General features: G+C 46.4%; 11 protein-coding genes. 6 read left to right on the top strand and 5 right to left on the bottom strand.

All coding sequences use genetic code 11. The features are described 5' to 3' along the window. Positions 1–10 precede the first annotated feature (10 nt). From HMPREF9446_RS04020 to pheS, 5 genes are all read right to left on the bottom strand, one after another. On the bottom strand, positions 11–1,108 hold the full coding sequence (locus HMPREF9446_RS04020; protein WP_009124139.1) for a porin: 1,098 nt from the start codon (positions 1,106–1,108) through the stop codon (positions 11–13). A gap of 99 nt (positions 1,109–1,207) precedes the next feature. After that, a complete protein-coding gene (locus HMPREF9446_RS04015; protein ID WP_087943536.1) occupies positions 1,208–2,467 on the bottom strand; it encodes a phosphoglycerate kinase in 1,260 nt (419 codons plus the stop codon). An 88-nt stretch (positions 2,468–2,555) separates the two neighbouring features. Beyond that, entirely contained in the window at positions 2,556–3,230 is a 675-nt protein-coding gene (nth, locus tag HMPREF9446_RS04010) for an endonuclease III (protein WP_009124137.1), read from the bottom strand. Beyond that, positions 3,227–4,423 (bottom strand): MFS transporter, encoded by a 1,197-nt coding sequence (locus tag HMPREF9446_RS04005; RefSeq protein ID WP_009124136.1) that lies wholly within the window; start codon positions 4,421–4,423, stop codon positions 3,227–3,229. The genes nth and HMPREF9446_RS04005 overlap by 4 nt, the downstream gene beginning before the upstream one ends. Before the next feature lie 118 nt (positions 4,424–4,541). Further along, the gene (gene pheS / locus HMPREF9446_RS04000) at positions 4,542–5,576 is read right to left on the bottom strand and encodes a phenylalanine--tRNA ligase subunit alpha (protein ID WP_009124135.1); all 1,035 of its coding nucleotides are present in this window, start codon (positions 5,574–5,576) and stop codon (positions 4,542–4,544) included. Positions 5,577–6,106: 530 nt separating this feature from the next. Here pheS and HMPREF9446_RS03995 point away from each other — a divergent pair. From HMPREF9446_RS03995 to HMPREF9446_RS03970, 6 genes are all read left to right on the top strand, one after another. Beyond that, positions 6,107–8,749 (top strand): zinc-dependent metalloprotease, encoded by a 2,643-nt coding sequence (locus HMPREF9446_RS03995; RefSeq protein WP_009124133.1) that lies wholly within the window; start codon positions 6,107–6,109, stop codon positions 8,747–8,749. A 45-nt stretch (positions 8,750–8,794) separates the two neighbouring features. Then, positions 8,795–12,088, top strand: coding sequence for a SusC/RagA family TonB-linked outer membrane protein (locus tag HMPREF9446_RS03990; protein WP_009124132.1), 3,294 nt, complete (start codon positions 8,795–8,797; stop codon positions 12,086–12,088). Between the two features lie 19 nt (positions 12,089–12,107). Next, a complete protein-coding gene (locus HMPREF9446_RS03985; RefSeq protein ID WP_009124131.1) occupies positions 12,108–13,445 on the top strand; it encodes a RagB/SusD family nutrient uptake outer membrane protein in 1,338 nt (445 codons plus the stop codon). Between the two features lie 127 nt (positions 13,446–13,572). Continuing rightward, positions 13,573–14,769, top strand: coding sequence for an MFS transporter (locus HMPREF9446_RS03980; protein ID WP_009124130.1), 1,197 nt, complete (start codon positions 13,573–13,575; stop codon positions 14,767–14,769). A 527-nt stretch (positions 14,770–15,296) separates the two neighbouring features. Then, the gene (locus HMPREF9446_RS03975) at positions 15,297–18,611 is read left to right on the top strand and encodes a SusC/RagA family TonB-linked outer membrane protein (RefSeq protein WP_050797278.1); all 3,315 of its coding nucleotides are present in this window, start codon (positions 15,297–15,299) and stop codon (positions 18,609–18,611) included. A 23-nt stretch (positions 18,612–18,634) separates the two neighbouring features. Continuing rightward, the gene (locus HMPREF9446_RS03970; RefSeq protein WP_009124128.1) at positions 18,635–20,317 is read left to right on the top strand and encodes a RagB/SusD family nutrient uptake outer membrane protein; all 1,683 of its coding nucleotides are present in this window, start codon (positions 18,635–18,637) and stop codon (positions 20,315–20,317) included. The last annotated feature ends 280 nt before the right edge of the window (positions 20,318–20,597 follow it).

The raw sequence follows: 20,597 nt of genomic DNA, 5'->3' as shown, positions 1-20,597 counted from the left end.
GAAACTTTATTTAGAAACGCCAATAAAGTTGCAGGTCAAAAGTGTTATAATGGCCGTCATTGGCGGTACTCTTGTCGTTGGTGTATGTGTAGTTTGCTTGTATTTTCAGATTTTTATAGAAGTAGTAGTTGGCGGCAAGGCAATAGAGCGATTTTTGTGAGTTCCAGTTCTTGCTGTCTCTATACACGTCCCACTTGGCATAGACTTTACACTTCCGGCTGAGGGGGGCACCTACGGTCATGTACCAGGCGTCTGCCTTGTTCGAAGTACCCGCTTTCAAGATTCCGTCACTGCTGTAGTCGGTTATCTTATGTCCTTCGCTGGTGGCATATTCGGCACGTACGGTCCATACAGATTCATACTTCACTCCGAATGCCATGCGGTTACGGTCAACGGTGATTCCGTTCTTTGTATAGTCGCCTGTCCAGCCGAACACTCCGACGGCAAGTTGCTTGACGGGATAGACATAAATTCCTCCGATGACATCCTTGGAACGGTTCTCGTCCTTATGGTTGATGCCTTGCCCGTTGTAAACGCCTACCTGATAATGGATGAAATTGTGCCTGTCGTTGCCCATGGGCAGAAAGTCTCCTTGGAATTGAAGTCCCAGGTCACGTCCGTTGCTGGAATGCTCGCCGACACGGTCGTTCATGCCTGCCAGTTTGGTGATGAGCTGGGAATAGGCGCCAAAGCCTATGTCCCACGGATTCATGGGGTTCTCGAAGGTAAAGGCACGTTTGAATTGTCCGAAGCGTACATAGAAGAATTTATACTTCTGCCATTCTGCCCAGGCATCTACGATGCGCACGCCTTTTTCGTTGCTGTAGTCTCCCGGTTTGCCGTTCAGCTCTAATTGCAGTTTGTATTTAAAGTCCAGGACTTTACCGTCCACATAGGCACGTACCAACCTTATGTCAAAGTCGGTATGGCTTTTGGTGCTTGCATTCAAATGTTGGTCGGTAGCCGTTGCTTTTCCTATGACGTACCCGCCGAAAGATGTTTGTTGTATCAAGTCTTTTTTTGCTTTTTCCCCGATGGAAGTCTGTGCTTGGGTAAATGTAGTCAGCATCAAGGCTAATAGTAGCGTGATGTTCCTTGTGATTTTCATTGTTATTTAGATATAATAAGACAAAAAGAAGAGCTGCACTCAACTGTTCGGATTGCTTTCCGAAAATTAAGTGCAGCCTTTGTTATGCTTTACTTATTCTTATTCGTTGATAGCAGCGATACCCGGAAGAACTTTTCCTTCGATTGCTTCAAGCAATGCGCCACCACCTGTAGATACGTAGGATACGCCGCTTGCCAAGCCGAACTTGTTGACGCAGGCTACGGAGTCACCGCCGCCTACGAGTGAGAAAGCGCCGTTCTTGGTTGCTTCTACGATAGCTTCGCCTACGGCACGTGAGCCGTGAGTGAAGTTTTCGAATTCGAATACACCTGTAGGACCGTTCCAAAGGATGGTCTTGGAATTCTTGATAACTTCAGCAAAGAGTTCTTCAGTCTTGGGACCGATATCCAGGCCTTCCCATCCGTCAGGTATTTCGTCAACCGGACAGAACTTGGTGTTGGCGTCGTTGGAGAAAGCGTCGGCAATCTTGGCGTCAACGGCCAATACAAGGTTCACGCCTTTTTCTTTAGCCTTCTTTACCAGGTCGAGAGCCAGATCCAGTTTGTCGTCTTCACAGATAGAGATACCGATTTTACCGCCCATAGCTTTGGTGAAAGTATAAGTCATACCACCGGCAATGATTAGGTTATCGACCTTGTTCAGCAGGTTTTCAATGATCTCTATTTTAGAAGAAACCTTGGAACCTCCCATGATGGCGGTGAAAGGACGGTGAATGTCATTCAGCACTTTGTCAACGGCTTTCACTTCCTTTTCCATCAAGTAGCCGAACATCTTGCTGTCCTTGTCGAAATATTTGGCGATTAATGCCGTGGAAGCGTGTGCGCGGTGAGCTGTACCGAAAGCGTCGTTTACGTAACAGTCAGCGTATGAAGCCAATTTTTTGGTGAATTCTTTCTGGCTTTCTTTAACGGCGGCTTTGGCAGCTTTCTTTTCTTCGTCTGTAGCGTCTTCGGCCAGCCCACGGGGCTTGCCTTCCTCTTCAGCGTAGAAACGGAGGTTTTCGAGCAACAGCACTTCACCCGGTTGCAGGGCAGCGGCTTTAACGGCGGCTTCTTCACCCATGCAGTCGTTGGCAAACTGTACTTCAACTCCCAGCAGCTCTTCAAGATGCTTCAGGATGTGCTTCAAAGAGAACTTGTCAGCCGGACCTTTCGGACGGCCGAGGTGAGAACCGATAATTACACTACCGCCGTCGGCCAAAATCTTCTTCAATGTAGGAAGAGCAGCACGCATACGGGTATCGTCTGTGATGTTGAAGTTTTCGTCCAAGGGCACGTTGAAGTCCACGCGAACGAATGCCTTTTTTCCGGCAAAGTTAAATTGATCAATTGTCATAATACTCTGATTTTATTTAAAAGTGTTACTTATTTCTTTTTGTGAGTGCAAAGGTAATGTTTATTTCTTTTTTTAGCTATGAAATAATTATTTATTCTTCATCCGGAGCGCTCTCTTTACTTACTTTATATTTCCGGCAATAATATTTGCACATTAATTGCAAACCACAGTTGTCACATTGTGGAGTGCGTGCCTGACATACATAACGCCCATGCAGGATCAGCCAGTGGTGGGCAATGGGTATGTCGGCTTCCGGGATGTTTTTCACCAGCTCCTTTTCCACGCTGAACGGAGTTGTGCATTTGTCCGGAACCAGTCCCAGGCGGTGGCTGACACGGAATACATGGGTATCCACGGCCATGGCGGCTTTGTTGAAGACGACGGATTGAATCACATTGGCGGTCTTGCGTCCCACGCCGGGGAGTTTGACCAATTCCTCCAGGGTATCCGGTACCTGGCAGTTAAAGTCTTTCACCAGCATTTGGGCCATGCCCACCAGATGCTTGGCTTTGTTGTTGGGATAGGATACACTGCGGATATACTCATAAATGACTTCGGGAGTGGTCGCGGCAAGTGCTTCGGGAGTGGGGAAATCCCGGTAGATGGCAGGGGTGATCATGTTTACCCGCTTGTCCGTGCACTGTGCAGAAAGAATAACCGCTATCAGCAGCTCGAACGGGTTGTCATAATGCAATTCGGTTTCGGCTACGGGACGGTTTTCCCTGAACCAGGCGATTACTTTTTCATAACGTTCTTTCTTTCTCATCTTAATTTGTTTTTATGATAATGAGGAGATACTTTTCTGTTGAAGTAGAGCGTGGATATAATGGTAAGGCAGGCGCCGAATAGGTAGGCTCTGTCAAAAGTACTGACATCAGAAATATATCCTCCTGCCAGCATGCCTATACCTATTCCTACATCCCAGGATGTCAGATAAGTGGAAGTGGCCGTCCCCCGTTGGCTGTTTGGGGCGAGGTTGACGAACAGTGTGTTGTATGCCGGGAACATGATGCCGAATCCCACTCCGAGCAACAGGGCGATGAGGAAGAAGATGATACTGCATGCCACGGCGTTCCACTGGATGATATAGACACAGGCCGAGAGCAGGAAGAAACTGAATACCACGATATAGAGTCCTGCTGAAATGACTTGCGTCACTTTTCCTTTATCTACCAGTTTTCCCGAAAAGATGCGGGAAATAGCCATGCCTGCCGCCATGAAGGTGAAAAAGAAACCGGTTGTGACGTTGATGCCTATTTCTTTGGCATACATAGCCACGTAGTTGGTGGTCATGCCGTAGGGGATGGATAATAACAGCAGGCTGATACCTGCTGGGATTCCTTTCAGCAGGATGAACCGGTCAAGTGATACGGGCTCTTTCTTTACCGGAGGCTTATAGGGAGTTTTCACTGACATGGCACACATGAATCCGGCAAGGCAGGAGCAGAGCGAGCAACAGAAGATAGTTGTGAAACTCATGCCCGCGTCATGCAGGAACAGTCCGGACATGGGGCCTACCGCCATGGCTATATTGTTGGAAAGCCCGTAATATCCCAAGCCTTCTCCACGTCTGGACGAGGGCATGATGTCGATTACTACCGTGTTGCCCGCCACCGTTACCATCCCGAATGAAACTCCGTGTATGATCCGGAACAGAATAAACAGCGTGAGTGACCCCGCAATGATATATCCTGCAAACATTGTCATGAAGACAAAGTATGCCAGTAAATATAAAGGCTTGCGTGCGAAACTGTCCAGGAAGTAACCGGAGAAAGGGCGGATGCACAGGGCCGCGACCGTGTAGCAGGAAAGTATGATACCTATGGTGGAATTTCCGGCATTGAAGACCTCCGACAGATAAAACGGCAAGACGGGAATCAATAGCCAGAAACCAAAGTACAGCAGAAAGTTGGCTGCAAGGATGAAGCAATAGCCGGGAGTAATGAGCCGATCTTTCATTGGGCAGAATTTTAATAATGCGGAATTAACGATGAAAGAATTAAAGAATGGAAAACAACCTCACTTCATTTTCTCATTCTTTAATCCTTTCGTTTTTAGCGGAGGAAACTTCGCCGAATCAGTAGGCCGCCTCGAATTCCTTCAGGAAGCGTGTATCGTTTTCAGAGAAAAGGCGGAGGTCGTTGACGCGATATTTCAGGTTGGCGATACGCTCTATACCCATACCGAGGGCATATCCGCTGTATATTTTGCTGTCAATGCCGTTCAACTCCAATACGTTCGGGTCAACCATCCCGCAGCCCAGGATTTCAACCCAACCTGTACCTTTACAGAATGGGCATCCCTTGCCGCCGCAGATGTTGCAGCTGATGTCCATTTCGGCGCTGGGCTCTGTAAAGGGGAAGTAGGAGGGACGCAGGCGGATTTTGGTATCATTGCCGAACATTTCTTGGGCAAAGAGCAGCAAGGCCTGTTTTAAGTCGGTGAAAGAAACATTCTTATCTACATACAATGCTTCTACCTGATGGAAGAAGGCGTGTGCGCGGTAGCTGATGGCTTCATTGCGGTAAACGCGCCCCGGACAGAGGACGCGGATCGGCGGTTGTGACGTTTCCATCACGCGGCTTTGTACGCTCGAGGTATGTGTACGCAGAATAATGTTGTGTGATACGCTTTCGCTGTTGTTCTCAATAAAGAAGGTATCCTGCATGTCGCGTGCCGGATGATCCTCGGCAAAGTTCATGGAAGAGAACACATGCCAGTCGTCTTCGATTTCCGGACCGTCGGCGATGTTGAATCCCATGCGTGCGAATATGTCTATGATTTCGTTCTTTACGATGGTCAGCGGATGGCGTGTGCCCAATTCTACCGGATAGGCGGAGCGGGTCAGGTCAAGGTCGTCGCAACCGTTGTCCTGGCTTTCGAACTGTTCCTTCAATGCGTTGATTTTTTCCTGCGCTTTGTTTTTGAGTTCGTTCAATCGCATTCCCACCTCTTTCTTCTGTTCGGCGGCTACATTGCGGAAGTCTGCCATCAGTTCGTTGATGGTCCCCTTTTTGCTGAGATATTTGATGCGTAGCGCTTCCAGTTCCTCGGCGTTGGCGGCTTTCAGTGCTTCTACTTCTTGCAGAAGCTGATTGATTTTAGCTATCATATTGTTGTTATCTTGTTTATTTTCTCAGTTAAAAACGGTGCAAAGATACAATTTTCTTAGGATATCACTCCTTAGTCTGTTTAAATTTTCAGCATTGCGCCTCGATCCACCCACAGTTGTTTGGGCGGCGCTTGTTCCGCCGCTCTCTTGTTTCTGAAAGAAAAGACGGCTTTTTTAGGTCACTGCACGGAGATTTGTCTTATACTGGCATAGGTAGACATATTTACAAACTTATAAATATGTCTACCTATGCCAGTATAAGACACCCTCCGGTTACATTTGTAGGAGTTTCGCGGAATAGGCGGATGCAAATACCTTTTTTTGATGTTTTAAGGGTAAAAGCTTTCTTTTTGCTCTTGGAAAAACATAAATATGCATCGCTTTATAACTTTTAAAACATACTTTTATTATCTTTGCGCCCCACTATTCTATGGAGGTAGAATATGCGTCTGTTTAAACTTTATTGCTAGAACAACTAAAAAGAGACTTGACAGACAGGAATTTTAATATTAAAAGATAGAATTGAACTGATGAGATTAAAAACATTCCTGCCCATTATGGTAGCTACAGGCGTCCTGATAAGCGGACCCACTGTAATGTTGTATGCCGGCCAGTCTGACTCCGCTTTTCCCGAAGCGGCAGGATGGTTCCGGAAGAAAAAGAAGAGTGAAGCCAAGGACAGCGTCCGCTCCAGAAGCAACTATGAGAAGTTGACCGGTGACGGAGCCATTGTCCATACCGGCATGTTTAATGTTTACCGGAAAAAGAACGACTATTATTTTGAAGTCCCAGCAAAACTGTTGGGACGTGACATGCTTGTAGTGAACAAGTTGCAGCGTGTGCCTTCCGAATTGAATGAGGCGGGCGTGAACCGTGGCACGAATTACGAGAACCAGATGGTGCGCTTTGAATTGGATAAAGCTGCCGGTAAGCTGCTGGTGCGTCAAAGCCGTCCGTTGCCGCTGGCTCCGGAGGGGGATGCTATACGGCAGTCGGTACTCGATAATTATATTTCCCCGTTGATAGCGGGGTTCAAGGTAGAGGCGTTCAATGAAGACTCTACCGCGATGGTAGTGAAGGTGAACGACATCTACGACGGTACGGAAACGAGTATCAACAATGTGTTCACCAATATCAACCTGGGTACTTCAGCCATCAAGAACCTGTCACGTATTCTCTCCATCAAGTCCTTTGAGAACAATGTGGTGGCAACTTCCGAATTGACTACCAAGGTGACCGAAGGGACCACCACCGTCTATGTGACGGTGGAAGTAAGCTCCTCCTTGTTGCTGCTTCCGGAAAAGCCGATGATGGGGCGTCTGGACAGTCCGCGAGTAGGATATTTCACCAATCCGCTGTTGAACTATAGCGACGGACAGCAGCGCGTTGACAAGAAACCGTTCATTACCCGCTGGCGTCTTGAACCGAAGCCCGAAGACAGGGAGCGTTATCTCCGTGGAGAACTGGTGGAGCCCGCCAAGCCGATTGTGTTTTATATAGAGAACTCTACTCCCCGCCGCTGGAGAAAGTACATCAAGCAAGGTATTGAGGACTGGCAGGTTGCGTTTGAACGTGCCGGATTCAAGAATGCCATCATTGCAAGGGAACTGACGGACAGCATGAATGTGGATAAGGACGATGTGAACTATTCCGTACTGACTTATGCCGCTTCCACCAAGGCAAATGCCATGGGGCCTTCTATCCTTGACCCGCGTTCGGGCGAGATACTGGAAGCGGACATCATGTGGTGGCACAATGTGTTGGGCATGCTTCAGGAGTGGATCACGGTACAGACCGGTACGATACGTCCCGAAGCCAGGGGAGTAAAACTCTCGGACGAACTGATGGGGGATGCCATGCGTTTTGTGGCTTGCCATGAAGTGGGGCACTCTTTGGGGTTGCGGCATAACATGATGGCCTCCTGGGCTTTTCCTACAGACTCTTTGCGTTCAAAGACTTTTACGGACCGTATGAACAGCACCTCTTCTTCCATCATGGATTATGCACGCTTCAATTACGTGGCACAGCCGGGAGACGGGGTGACGGCTCTCTCTCCGCATATAGGACCGTACGACATGTTTGCCATAGAGTATGGCTATCGCTGGTATGGCAAGGAAACCCCGGAAGCGGAAAAGGAATTGCTTGCCGGTTTTCTGGATCGTCATACGGACCGGTTGTACAAATATAGTGAAGCGCAGGATGTCCGGGATGCGGTTGACCCCCGTGCGCAGATTGAAGACTTGGGAGATGACGCCATCCGCTCTTCTCTGTTGGGCATCGAGAACCTGAAGCGTATTGTGCCTCAGATCATTCAGTGGACTACCACCGGAGAGAAAGGGCAGACTTATGAAGAGGCTTCCCGCCTGTATTATGCGGTAATCAACCAGTGGAACAATTACCTTTACCATGTGCTTGCCAATATCGGCGGAATTTATCTGGAAAATACTACGGTAGGTGATGGGCAGAAGACCTATACGTTCGTGGAGAAGGAAAAACAACAGGCTGCCATGAAGTTCCTGCTCGACCAGGTATTGACTTATCCGAAGTGGCTGTTCGATGCGGAAGTGGGAGAATATACGTACTTGTTGCGCAACACTCCGCTGGGGGTAGTGGAAAACGCGCCGACACAAGTGCTGAAGAATGCGCAGTCGTATATCCTTTGGGATTTGCTGTCCAACAACCGTTTGATGCGTATGCTGGAGAATGAGTTGGTGAACGGTAGGAAGGCATTCACCGTGGTTGAACTGATGGATGGGCTGCATCGCAGTATTTTCGCTACTACTGAACGCGGAGCGTTGCCGGATGTCATGACGCGTGCCTTGCAGAAAAATTTTGTTGACGCGCTGATTACGGCTGCCGCCGAAAGCGAAGGGGTGAAGATCAACAAGAAATTGATGGACAGTCATTTTTTGCTGGATAACCGGATGCCCCTCTGCAGTTGTGACGAGCATGCCGGCAAGGCGTTGGATGCCGGTCGTATGGGAGCTCCCCGTGAACTGAACTTCTACGGTTCGCAGATCAACCGTGTGTCGGATGCCATCTCTGTGAAGCGTGGTGAATTATTGCGTATCAAGGATTTGTTGCAAAGCCGTCTGGGAACATCGGACATAGCGGTGAAGTATCATTATAAAGATATGATCCTACGTATAAATACAGCCTTGGGAATAAAGTAAAGGAGCAATTTCAATAGAGTATTAATTTTATTTTTAGTGTGACGCATGGAAAAACGTTTATTAATCGTTTTGCTATGCCTTGTGGGTGCTTTGTCTTCCGCCTTTGCTGCGGACAGACAGGTGCAGGGTGTAGTAATATCTTCAGAGGATAACCTTCCGCTTATCGGCGCTTCCGTTTATGTAACGGCGGAAGACTTGAAAAAGGCGGGAAGCTCTCAGACTACGGTTGGAGTTATCACCGACGTGGAAGGCCGGTTCTCTATCAGCATCCCTTCGGGAGTAACCCGTATCTTTTGCAGTTATGTGGGATACGAGGTTCAAGAGGTAAAACTTGTTTCGGGAAAAGATCGGTATGAGATAACTCTTCATACTTCTGCACAGATGCTCGACGCTGTTGTTGTGACGGGTTATCAGACGGTGGAGCGCCGCAAACTGACGGCTGCCGTATCCAAACTGGATATATCGGATGAAACCATCGGTGCGGTAAAGAGTATAGACCAGGCGCTTGCCGGACAGATTGCCGGACTTTCCGTAAGCCCGACTTCCGGTGCCCCGGGCGCTCCGGCAAAGATACGTATCCGTGGTACCGCCTCATTGAACGGCACGCAGGATCCTTTGTGGGTATTGGACGGCATTCCTTTGGAAGGGACGGATGTGCCCGAGCCGGATGAGCTGAATGACATCACCAATATGAAGCAATCTTCCATTGCGGGCTTGAATCCAGCGGACATCGAGAACATCACAATATTGAAGGATGCCGCGGCAACGGCCATCTATGGAGCGCGTGCTGCCAATGGTGTGATTGTGATTACGACCAAGAAGGGCAAGGTAGGGAAACCGGTTATCAATTTCTCTTCCAGATTTACTTATACTCCTACGTTGAGCCTGAAGCGGCTGAACTTGCTGAACTCGGCGGAGAAGGTCGGGCTGGAGATGGATATGATTCGCAATGACTATTCGCCGGAAAACCATAAGGGAGGAGTCTATAATATTCTCTCTGACTACAATGAACTGACGGCCTTCCGGTCCGGAGGGTGGGATGCGCTGAGCAGTGAGACGCAGGCTGCCATCAATCGCTTGAAGAGTGTCAATACGGATTGGGGAGACATCCTTTTCCGTGATGCTTTCAGTCAGGAATACAATTTGAGCCTTTCCGGTGGCACGGAAAGGGTTACTTACTATACGTCTTTCGGTTATTTTAAGGAAAATGGGAATATAGACGGAGTGGGTATGGATCGCTTCAACCTTGTAGGCAAGACCTCTTATAAGGTGAACCGAATACTGAAGGTGGGGGCTTCCCTGTTTGCCAACCGCCGCAAGAATACCAATTACCTGACGGACAAGTACGGCATGTCCAACCCCGTCTTTTATTCACGTAAGGCGAATCCGTATTTTGAACTTTACGATAAAGACGGGAACTATAATTATGATTACGATATACAGAATAATACGTACAAGGATTTAGGATTCAATATCTTTGAAGAACGCCGGAACACGTCCAATGAAGGTGTGGTGAACTCTTTCTCATCCATATTTGATGCGGAGTTGCGTTTCAATGATAAACTGAAGCTGACTTCCCAATTCGGCTATCAGCTGGAGAAAACCTCCAGAGAAGAGATTGCAGACTGGGAAAGTTATGCCATGCGTTATTATTATAAGCAGAGTGAATACTCCCAAGACGGTGAAACCAAGCACTTCCTGCCCGAAGGAGGTATGCAGAAGTCATACGAAAACTCCAACTCCCAGATTACCTGGAAGGCGATGGGAGAATATCGTGACAGCTTCAATGATATCCACGAACTGGAAGTGATGGCGGGTACCGAACTGCGCAAGACGTGGTATGAAACCTTGTTTTCCGCCGGATATGGCTTTGACCGTAAGACATTGACCACCAAACCGGTGATTTTCCCCAATGAGAGCTATGCCGCGTCTTTCCCGCTTCACCAGACCACTTATAAGGAGAATGCGTACGTATCTTTCTACTCAACAGCCTCTTATTCTTTGTTGAACCGCTATACGGTGGGGGGAAGTATCCGTTTTGACGGTTCCGACCTTTTCGGCGTGGATAAGAAATACCGCTATCTTCCTCTTTATTCTGTCAGTGCATTGTGGCGCCTGTCGCAGGAGCCGTTTATGCAGCAGGCAAAGTGGATTGACAACTTGGTGTTCCGGGCCTCTTACGGTCTGCAGGGAAATATAGACAAGAATACTTCTCCATTCCTGCTGGGGACTTATAAATCGGAAAGTATCCTGCCCGGCATGTCGGAAGATATGATTGTCATTAACTCTGCTCCCAATAAGAAGCTGCGTTGGGAAAAGACACAATCGGTCAATGCCGGTTTTGATTTTTCTGTATTGAACCAGGCCATCAACCTGAGTGTGGACTATTATTATCGCAAGGGTACCGACTTGATTGCCTTGCGTATGCTTCCTCTGGAAACCGGCTTCACTTCCATGAATGTCAATTGGGCCAGTATGGAAAATAAAGGGGTGGAAATCAGCTTATCTACACGTAATGTAACGACGAAGAACTTCTCCTGGTACACAAACTTCAACTTTGCCTATAACGGCAATAAAGTGTTGCAGGAAAACATTCCCGAACAGCAGACTACCCCGGGGCGTGAAGGCTATCCTGTAGGAGCCATCTTCGCGCTGAAGACTGCGGGTGTGGATAAAGAGACCGGAAACATGATGTTCTATAATCCGGAAGGGGAGAAAGTGACTCTGAAGGAACTTTACCGTCTGAAGGATGAGTGGGGGATCGGCATTGCCTCTTCCGATGTGACTGCTGCCGAGGAGAGAACTTTCTATTCGTATATAGGGAGCAGCGACGCACCATATACAGGAGGTCTGATTAATACGTTCAGTTATAAGAATTGGGAACTGAGCGCCAACTTCTCATTGACGTTCGGCGGATATGTACGTACCCAGCCTTCGTATGAAATTATCAATCCGGACTATGGCAAGAATTACAACCGTGATGTCTTGAACCGTTGGACACCCGAGAATCCGGATGCAAAGTTTCCGGCTTTTATGACAAGTGCCTCCAATCCGGAAGAATATTCCTGGTATGACTCTAAGTCTATCTGGAGGGATCTGGATATATGGGTAAAGAAACTCAACTATGTGCGCCTGCAGAATCTGCGCCTGGGATACCGTATCCCCGAGATCCTGACGAAACGTCTGGGGATGAATTCGGCTACGGTATCTATGGAAGGCCGTAATCTGTTTGTGTTCGGTTCGGGATATGATAACTATATGGATCCGGAATCAATGTACAATCCTTATGCCACTCCTGTGCCGAAGTCTGTAACATTTAGCTTGAGTCTGAATTTCTAATTCCAAAAACAGAAAGAAAATGAAGAAAACAATAAGTTTGATGATAATGGGTTGCATGCTGCTGCTTGCTGCCTGCGACAACTATCTGGACATACAGCCTACCGGTAGCGTCATTCCTAATTCCTTGGCTGAGTATAGGGCGCTGCTTGCCCGTTCGTACAAGGACGTGAGCAATTTCAGCGACCGGGGGATGGCTTGCTTCCGTTCCGACGAAATGCGGGTCAGGGATAATGAATATGACCAGAACTATTACATGGATATAGAACGCTGGAATGACTTGGCGCCCAACGCTTATACTTCGTCGTTTGAATGGGCTAAATATTATAATGTGCTTTTTATAGCGAACCATGTCATAGAGAGCAGAAGTGATATCAAGGACGGTTCTGGAAAAGATATAAACCAGCTCGTGGGAGAAGCGTATATGCTCCGTGCCTATGTGCATTTCTTGTTGGTAAACCTTTATGGTCAACCTTACACCAAAGAGGGTGCTTTGGATACGAAAGCGGTACCGCTGAAGCTGGACACGGACTTGGAGAAAGTCTTGAAACGTAATACAGTGAAGGAAGTTTATGCTTCTGTCCAGTCTGATATTGATGAAGCCCGTAAGTTGATTACGGAAACGGAGTGGGAGCAGAGATTCTCCTATCGTTTCAATGTGGCTTCGGTAGAGGCGCTTCAGTCACGCGTATCTTTATATAAAGGAGAATGGCAGGAGGCTTGGGATGCAGCCGAGGCTGTACTTGCAGGAAAATCCGTTCTGGAAGATTTGAACGATGCCGCCGCCGATGTACCCAACAGTTATAAATCTGTGGAGAATATTGCTGCGTTGGAAATCTCTTTGAGTAGCACCATCAATGGGGCTGCCCTGGCCACTCCGGATTTTCTTGCCCTTTATGCAGAGAAGGACATGCGCCTGGACAAATATTTTGCTGCAGCGGATGAAGACGGATTCCGGAAGAGCAAGAAGGCGGGAAGCAATAATTTCCTGTGTACTTTCCGTGTAGGTGAAATGTACTTGACGGCCGCTGAGGCTGCTGCCCGGATGGACCGATTGCCGCAGGCGCGTGCCCGGTTGCTGGCATTGATGCAGAAACGTTACGCTCCGGAGGCTTATCCTGTAAAAGCTGCTGCAGTCAATGAAATGAGCAAGGAAGCTTTGGTAAAAGAAATTCTGGATGAGCGTGCCCGCGAACTGGCATTTGAAGGACACCGCTGGTTCGATCTCCGGCGTACTACCCGTCCGCGGCTGGAGAAAGTGCTTGGTGGCAAGACGTATGTATTGGAAGAGAATGATGCCCGATACACGCTTGCCATTCCTAAAGAGGCGCTGGAAGCCAATCCCGGATTGTTGAACTGATGATGGAATAGAAACAAGAATCCCTTTCCGTATCTCTGAAATTCCTTATGAAAAGGTTGGTGGAGAAAGGAAGGGGATTCATTTCTTTATATAACTTTGCACCGGTTTTTATAAAAGACAGTATAAGATGATGCAGAACCAAAGACCTCCCATTCGCAGAATTGCTTTTCCTATACTTATTGCATTAAGCATTTCTCACTGCCTGAATGACATGATGCAGTCGGTAATTTCAGCGGTATATCCTTTGTTCAAGGAAGATCTTTCTTTGAGCTTTGCTCAGATTGGTCTGATTACACTGGTCTATCAAATGTCGGCATCTGTGTTTCAGCCTTTGATGGGATTGCTTTTTGATAAACGCCCTCTTGCCTGGTCCTTGCCGATAGGCATGAGCTTTACTCTGGTAGGTATAATGAATCTGGCTTTCGCCACTAATCTGTATTGGCTGCTGGCTTCAGTGTTTGTAGTCGGTATCGGTTCTTCCGTGTTGCATCCGGAAGCGTCGCGTATCGCTTTTCTGGCTTCAGGCGGAAAACGTGGGTTGGCACAATCTTTATTTCAGGTGGGCGGTAATTTAGGTGGTTCGCTCGGACCGTTGCTGGTAGCTTTGCTGGTGGCACCTTACGGGAGGCGTCACATTGCCTTGTTTGCTGTTTTTGCCGTGATGGCGATTATGGTGATGATACCTATTTGTCGCTGGTTCCGTTCCTACTTGAATCATATAAGGAAACGTCCGGCATTTGTGGTAGGAAAGTTAGAGCGTCCTCTTTCTTCCGGGATGACAGTCTTCGCCATAAGCATTCTGTTGGTACTGATCTTTTCCAAATACATTTATATGGCAAGTTTGACCAGCTATTATACTTTTTATCTTATCCATAAGTTTGGCGTCACCGTGCAGCAGTCACAATTGTTTCTGTTTATCTTCTTGGTGGCAACTGCCATAGGAACTCTGGTAGGAGGTCCGGTGGGGGACAAGGTAGGGCGCAAGTATGTGATTTGGGCATCCATTCTCGGTACAGCACCGTTCAGCATGCTGATGCCTCATGTCGGGTTGATGTGGACGATAGTGCTTAGCTTCTGTGTAGGACTGATGCTTTCTTCTGCTTTCCCCGCTATATTATTGTATGCACAGGAGCTGCTTCCCAATAAATTGGGGTTGGTTTCGGGCCTGTTCTTTGGCTTCGCCTTTGGGGTTGCTGGAATTGCTTCGGCTGTATTGGGCTCCATGGCGGACAAGCATGGCATAGAAGCGGTCTATAATGTGTGTGCATTCATGCCTTTGTTGGGACTGGTGGCTTGGTTCCTGCCTAATCTGAAGAAAGGATAACTACCGGCCGATTTATAGAAAAAAGAGGGATGTCTGAAAGAGAGAGAGATACCTTTTCAGAGTTTTGATACACTTGTCTTAAAACCAAGTTCTTTTAGAACTATACTTGTAAAAGCACAATTTTCGCTGCAAAAATAATAATATTTTTGTTATCAGAACATATTTAATAAAAATATTTTCTAATTAATTCATGAATTCCGTTTATTAAATAAAATATATCTATCAGAATCCTTGTTTTATTTATATTAATAAGGGATATGATTGTGTTTATCTAAAATATTTAATTTATCGAAGGATTGCCGTTAAAATCAATAAAAAGTATCACATAGCCATGAATGAGGTATAACAAATATACTTCCCGGTAGAACAATAGATACCTTTTTAGATCTCAATTTATGTTTTCAATGAAATTACTATCCTTCTTGGTTTTCTTTCAAGAGAAATATACACGTTAAGTTAGTTCTAAAAGTACTTACTGCTTTGTGGAGTACATTGTTAACTTTATTATTAATATTAAAAAAACAGTTATGTTAAAACGATTTAGATCGGTCAGCATGGTGCTGTTTCTCATGGGAATATCAGCAGGAACAGCTTATGCGGTAGCCAGTCCGGATGTGGCTGCTGTAAAAATCACACAACAGAGTGGTACGTGCACGGGTATTGTCAAAGATGAAACCGGTGAAAGTGTAATCGGTGCATCTGTAGTGGTAAAGGGAACCAGTAATGGAGTCATCACAGGATTGGATGGTGACTTTTCTTTGGGCAACGTTAAAACAGGCGACATTCTTCAAATTTCATTTGTGGGCTATCAGACACAGGAAGTGAAGTGGGAAGGAAAGGCACTTTCCATTGTATTGAAGGAGGATGCCCAAACTTTGGATGAAGTAGTGGTAATGGGGTATGGCATTAAGCAGAAACGAGGCAAATTGACAAACTCCATTTCGAAAGTAGGTGAAGAAACGCTTACTATGGGATCGTATGGTGACCCTGCCCAGGCACTTGTAGGTGCTGTGGCCGGTTTGAAAGTGAAGCAAACTTCTGGTTTTGCCGGCAGCACGCCTTCCATTGTACTTCGCGGTGGTACTAACTTTGACGGTACAGGGTCGCCTATCGTAGTCGTGGACGGGCAGATTCGTCCGGAAGGTCTAAGTGACTTGAACTCCAATGATATTGAGTCGATGGAGATTTTAAAGGATGCGGGAGCTACTGCCTTGTATGGTGCCCGTGCATCCAACGGTGTGGTGCTTATCACTACCAAACAAGGGAAAGCCGGAAAAGCCGCAGTTACGTTCAATATGAAGGTGGGAGCGCAATACTTTGTCAAACAGTATGACATGATGGATGCGGAAGGCTATATCTACTGGATGCGGAAGGCGCTTGCCAATACTCCGTGGGCAGCCTCTGCCAACTTGAATTCAGCCAATCATCCGGCAGGTATCGGCAGGACGCAGCTTGATGCAAGCACTATTTACAATATAATGAAATATACGGGTAGTGCAGAACAGGATGCACTTCTTGGTAAAGGATGGCGTTTGATGGACGACCCGGTTAGTGATGCCAGGATTTTATATAAAGATACGGATGCTTTTGACTACAACGTCAAGAATCCGGCTATCACCCAAGATTATAATTTGAGTTTTTCTGGTGGAAACGACAGGGGAAAGTATTATGCCGGATTAGGGTATTATGACGCCGATGGTTTCGGGGTAGGAACATTCTATCAACGCTATTCTTTCTCGTTGACCGGAAATTATAAAATTGCCAAATGGTTGGAATCAACTTCTATTTTCAACTATAACCGTGCAAACTATTTGGCCGATAATCCCAGAAGCCAGGGGGATGGTCGTTACTTTGGCCGTCAGATGTCAATGCCTCCTACTATGCGTCTGGCAGACGAAGAGGGAAATCTGTTGCTGGGTAGTTCAACGGCAGACGGAAACTTTGCTTACGAATTGGATCGGTTTATCCGTGAGAACCAAACTGACAAGTTCTCCATGACTCAGTCTTTGGAAGCGACATTGCTTAAAGGACTGAAATTGAAGGGCACCATGGCTTGGACATACAGTGAATATCTGGGAGAATCATTCAATAAGGATTACCATACCAACCAAGCGGAAACTGCCATTGACAAGACCCGCTCTTCATCAGCAAGTTTTTATCGTACTCTTGGCCAGACTTACAACCTGGTACTTTCTTATGACGGTACATTTGGTGACCATTCCATCAGTGCTATGGCGGGCACAGAGTATTATAACAGAGGCTATAAGAGCTTCAGTGCCTCCGGTAAAGATGCTCCTACCGGTGATTTCATGGATCTGGGCTATACCTCTACGGCCGAGGGCGCACGCGTCATTGACTCTGCACACGAACAACAGCGTATCATGTCTTATTTCGGTAGAGTGCAGTATGATTACTTGGGACGCTATATATTGGCTGCCACTTTTCGTGAGGACGGATACTCTTCTTTGATAGATAATCGTTGGGGCTTTTTCCCGGGTGTGTCTCTTGGATGGATTTTCTCTCAAGAGGGTTTCTTTGAAAATTATACGCATATCATAAATTATGGTAAGGTGCGTGCCAGCTTTGGTTTGAACGGTAATGCCAGCGGTATCGGTGCCTACACCTTGCAGGGACAGTACGGAGCCTATACCTATAATGGAAATACGGGATATCGTATAAGTACGCTTCCTAATCCTAGTTTGCGTTGGGAAAAGACACGTACTGCTGAAGTGGGACTTGATTTGGGATTCCAGGCTAACAAATATACGCTTGGCTTCACGTTCTATGATCGTTTGACTTCCGATAAGTACGCATCACTGTCTTTACCTAAAACCACCGGCTTCTCATCCGTTACCAATAATAACGGAAAGTTCCGTAATCGCGGTATTGAACTGGAATTCGGTGCAAACCTCATTCATAACAAGGACTTTCACTGGGATGTAAAAGGAAATATCTCATGGAACAAGAACACGATAGTGGAATTACCCGAAAACGGACTTGATAGAAACCGCCAGGGAGGTACTGAGATTTATACCGGCAACGGTGATGAAACCTATTTTGTAGGTGGCCTTCAGGAGGGAAAGACTCCTTATGATGTAATGGTAGGTTATGGTGTTGTAAAAATGGCACGGACTGCTGCAGATTTGCCGGATGGATATTGTGATGTGTCTCAAAGCGTAGCTGTATTTTCCGGTGAAAAGGGAAGGCAGAAATTGCAGGAGTATGGATGGACTGGTATGGCCTATGAACTTTCGCCGGGTGACTTGATTTATGAAGATAGAAATGGTGACGGTTACATTGACCAATATGACCAGAAAGTAATCGGCAATCTGGTACCGAAGTGGAACGGTGGTTTTAATACGACTTTCAGCTGGAAAGGCCTGTCGCTTTATGCGCGTTTTGATTTTGGCTTGGGATTCCATTCTTACGATGGCCTTCGTCAATGGATTAACGGTTGCGGACAGGGCACTTACAACATGACTACTGATATGTGGGATTCTTGGACGGAAGACAATGTCAACGCTAAATATCCCCGTTATGTATGGAATGATGCCGGTGGAACCAACAATTACATCCGTACATCCGAATTCTGGGCATCTAAAGGAAACTATCTGGCTTTCCGTGAGTTGCAACTCTCTTACAAGGTACCTGCCTTTATCACCCAGAAATTCCGTTGCCAGGAACTGACCGTCTCTGTAACCGGACAAAATTTGGGGTATCTTACGAGCAGTAATTGTGCCATACCTGACTATATACAGTATACTTCCGGTTCAACAGCCGGATACGGTGCCACTTATCCGCTGCCTCGTACTGTGCTCTTCGGACTTAATGTTACTTTCTAAATTCATATCATAAAAAGACAATTATGAAAAAAAATAAATTCTTCTCATTGTTCTCTGCAACTGTTGTTGCTGCAAGCTTGGGGCTTACTTCCTGCGAGCTTGATCTTGCTCCCATCGATTATTATGGAGCCAACAGCTTCTGGACCACAGAGGCTCAGGCCATAGGAGACATTCATGCCATGATGCAACATTTCCGTACCTTTGACTTTCAGACCAATATTACTTATGGGGAAATAAGAGGGGGGGCATATACTTTGGAGACGACAGGCTCTGATGGCTCTAACCTTGCTGCTGCGTATCTTCGTGAGCAGAACTTGAGTGTCACTAATTATGGGGTGGCTAATTTCGGCAATTACTGGGGGCTGATTGCCAATGTCAATCTTTTTATAGCCCGGGTAGAACCTGCTGATTACTTCTCTAGTGAAGAAACCAAGAATTATTGTCTAGGCATGGCTTATGGTATGCGTGCTTACTATTACTTTATACTTTATCGTGCTTACGGTGGGGTGCCTTTGCGATTGATACCTGACGTAGCAGATGGTAATTATGACCCGGTTACGTTATACATGAAACGTGCACAGCCTTCGGAAGTAATGGCTCAAATTAAGAAAGATATAACCACTTCGCTAAATTATTTTGGTAACCAGACTACTTTTAACTTCGACAATGAGAGCGGTAATGCCAAATATTACTGGTCAAAAGCTGCAACGGAGATGTTGGCAGGTGAAGTTTATCTTTGGAATTCCAAGGTGACCATTGGCGACCAGGCGGCTGATAAAAACGATCTGGCTACAGCCAAGACCCATTTTCAGAATGTGATAAATAATTATGGTCTGGGTTTGCAGGGGGACTTCTCCGCTGTATTTGATCCGGAAAATAAGCAGAATTCTGAAATAATTATGGCTTTTAAGTATGACGAGAATGAAGCTTCGAACGGTTTTTCCGGTTATTGCTACAGTGCCACTACCGGACTTACGCTTGGTAATGCCTTTGACATCAATGGAGAAACATGGGCGGATCCTCTCCGGATTGGTGGAAATGTGCACTATTATCAGTATTCTAATGCTCTCTGGTATCAGTATGATGAAGCCGATACACGCCGTGACGCCACGTTTATAAGTTCTTGGCATGACAAGGAGGCTACCCAACTTCGCGGAACTTTTGTACGCAAACATATAGGGAGCATTTCTGCTTTGACAAGTTACAGGACTTACGATAGTGACCGTGCTATTTATCGTCTGCCCTTGGCATACTTGTCTCTTGCTGAAATTGCGAATATGGAGGGAGATAACACCGGAGTAAAAAATAATATCAACAAGATCCGCGAGCGTGCATATGGTGACGCTTGGAGTGAAGATGTCTATGGATATACTCCTGGGTCGTTTGCAGAAAACGAAGTGGCTATTCTTCATGAGAAAGACAAGGAATTTGTTCAAGAAGGACAACGTTGGTGGGATGTCTGCCGTATGTCTGTCAGTTCAGCTTGTGGTACTACAGATCATTTGGTGTTCCATAATGAAGGACATGTGGCTTATGGACTTGCCGTTAATGACTTGAGGGAAGCAACTTCAAAATCATGGGCAGAGGCAAATTCGATTACAGTTCAGCCGCTGCTTTCTACAGAAAATGCCTATCGTGTCCTTTGGCCTATAGATACCAGTACATTGAGTTCTGATACGGAATTGGAACAGACACCTGGGTATTGATGACTTCCAGAGACAAAAAAGCTTGTGTAAAAGGACTTTTTTGTTTCATTCTTCTAACTTGATTCTATGCTCCTGTGATGAATATAATTGTTTAAACATATGTATTTTGGGGCTTATAGACTAAGCCAATGACCGCCTTGCTCGTGATGAGCCGGGCGGTTTTCCAATATTTATTCCTCAACGTATCCTTTCTCTTATAAAATTTCTCTCAAATTGCGTAGGGAGTTTTCAAAGAAAGCTTGTCTTTATGTTGCAATCAGATTTGAAGTCAGTAAGGTTC

Source organism: Bacteroides fluxus YIT 12057, from assembly GCF_000195635.1.
GTDB classification, from domain to species: Bacteria; Bacteroidota; Bacteroidia; order Bacteroidales; family Bacteroidaceae; genus Bacteroides; species Bacteroides fluxus.
The sequence above is the reverse complement of the archived record's forward strand: the minus strand, read 5'-3'. Positions and strand labels throughout refer to the sequence as shown.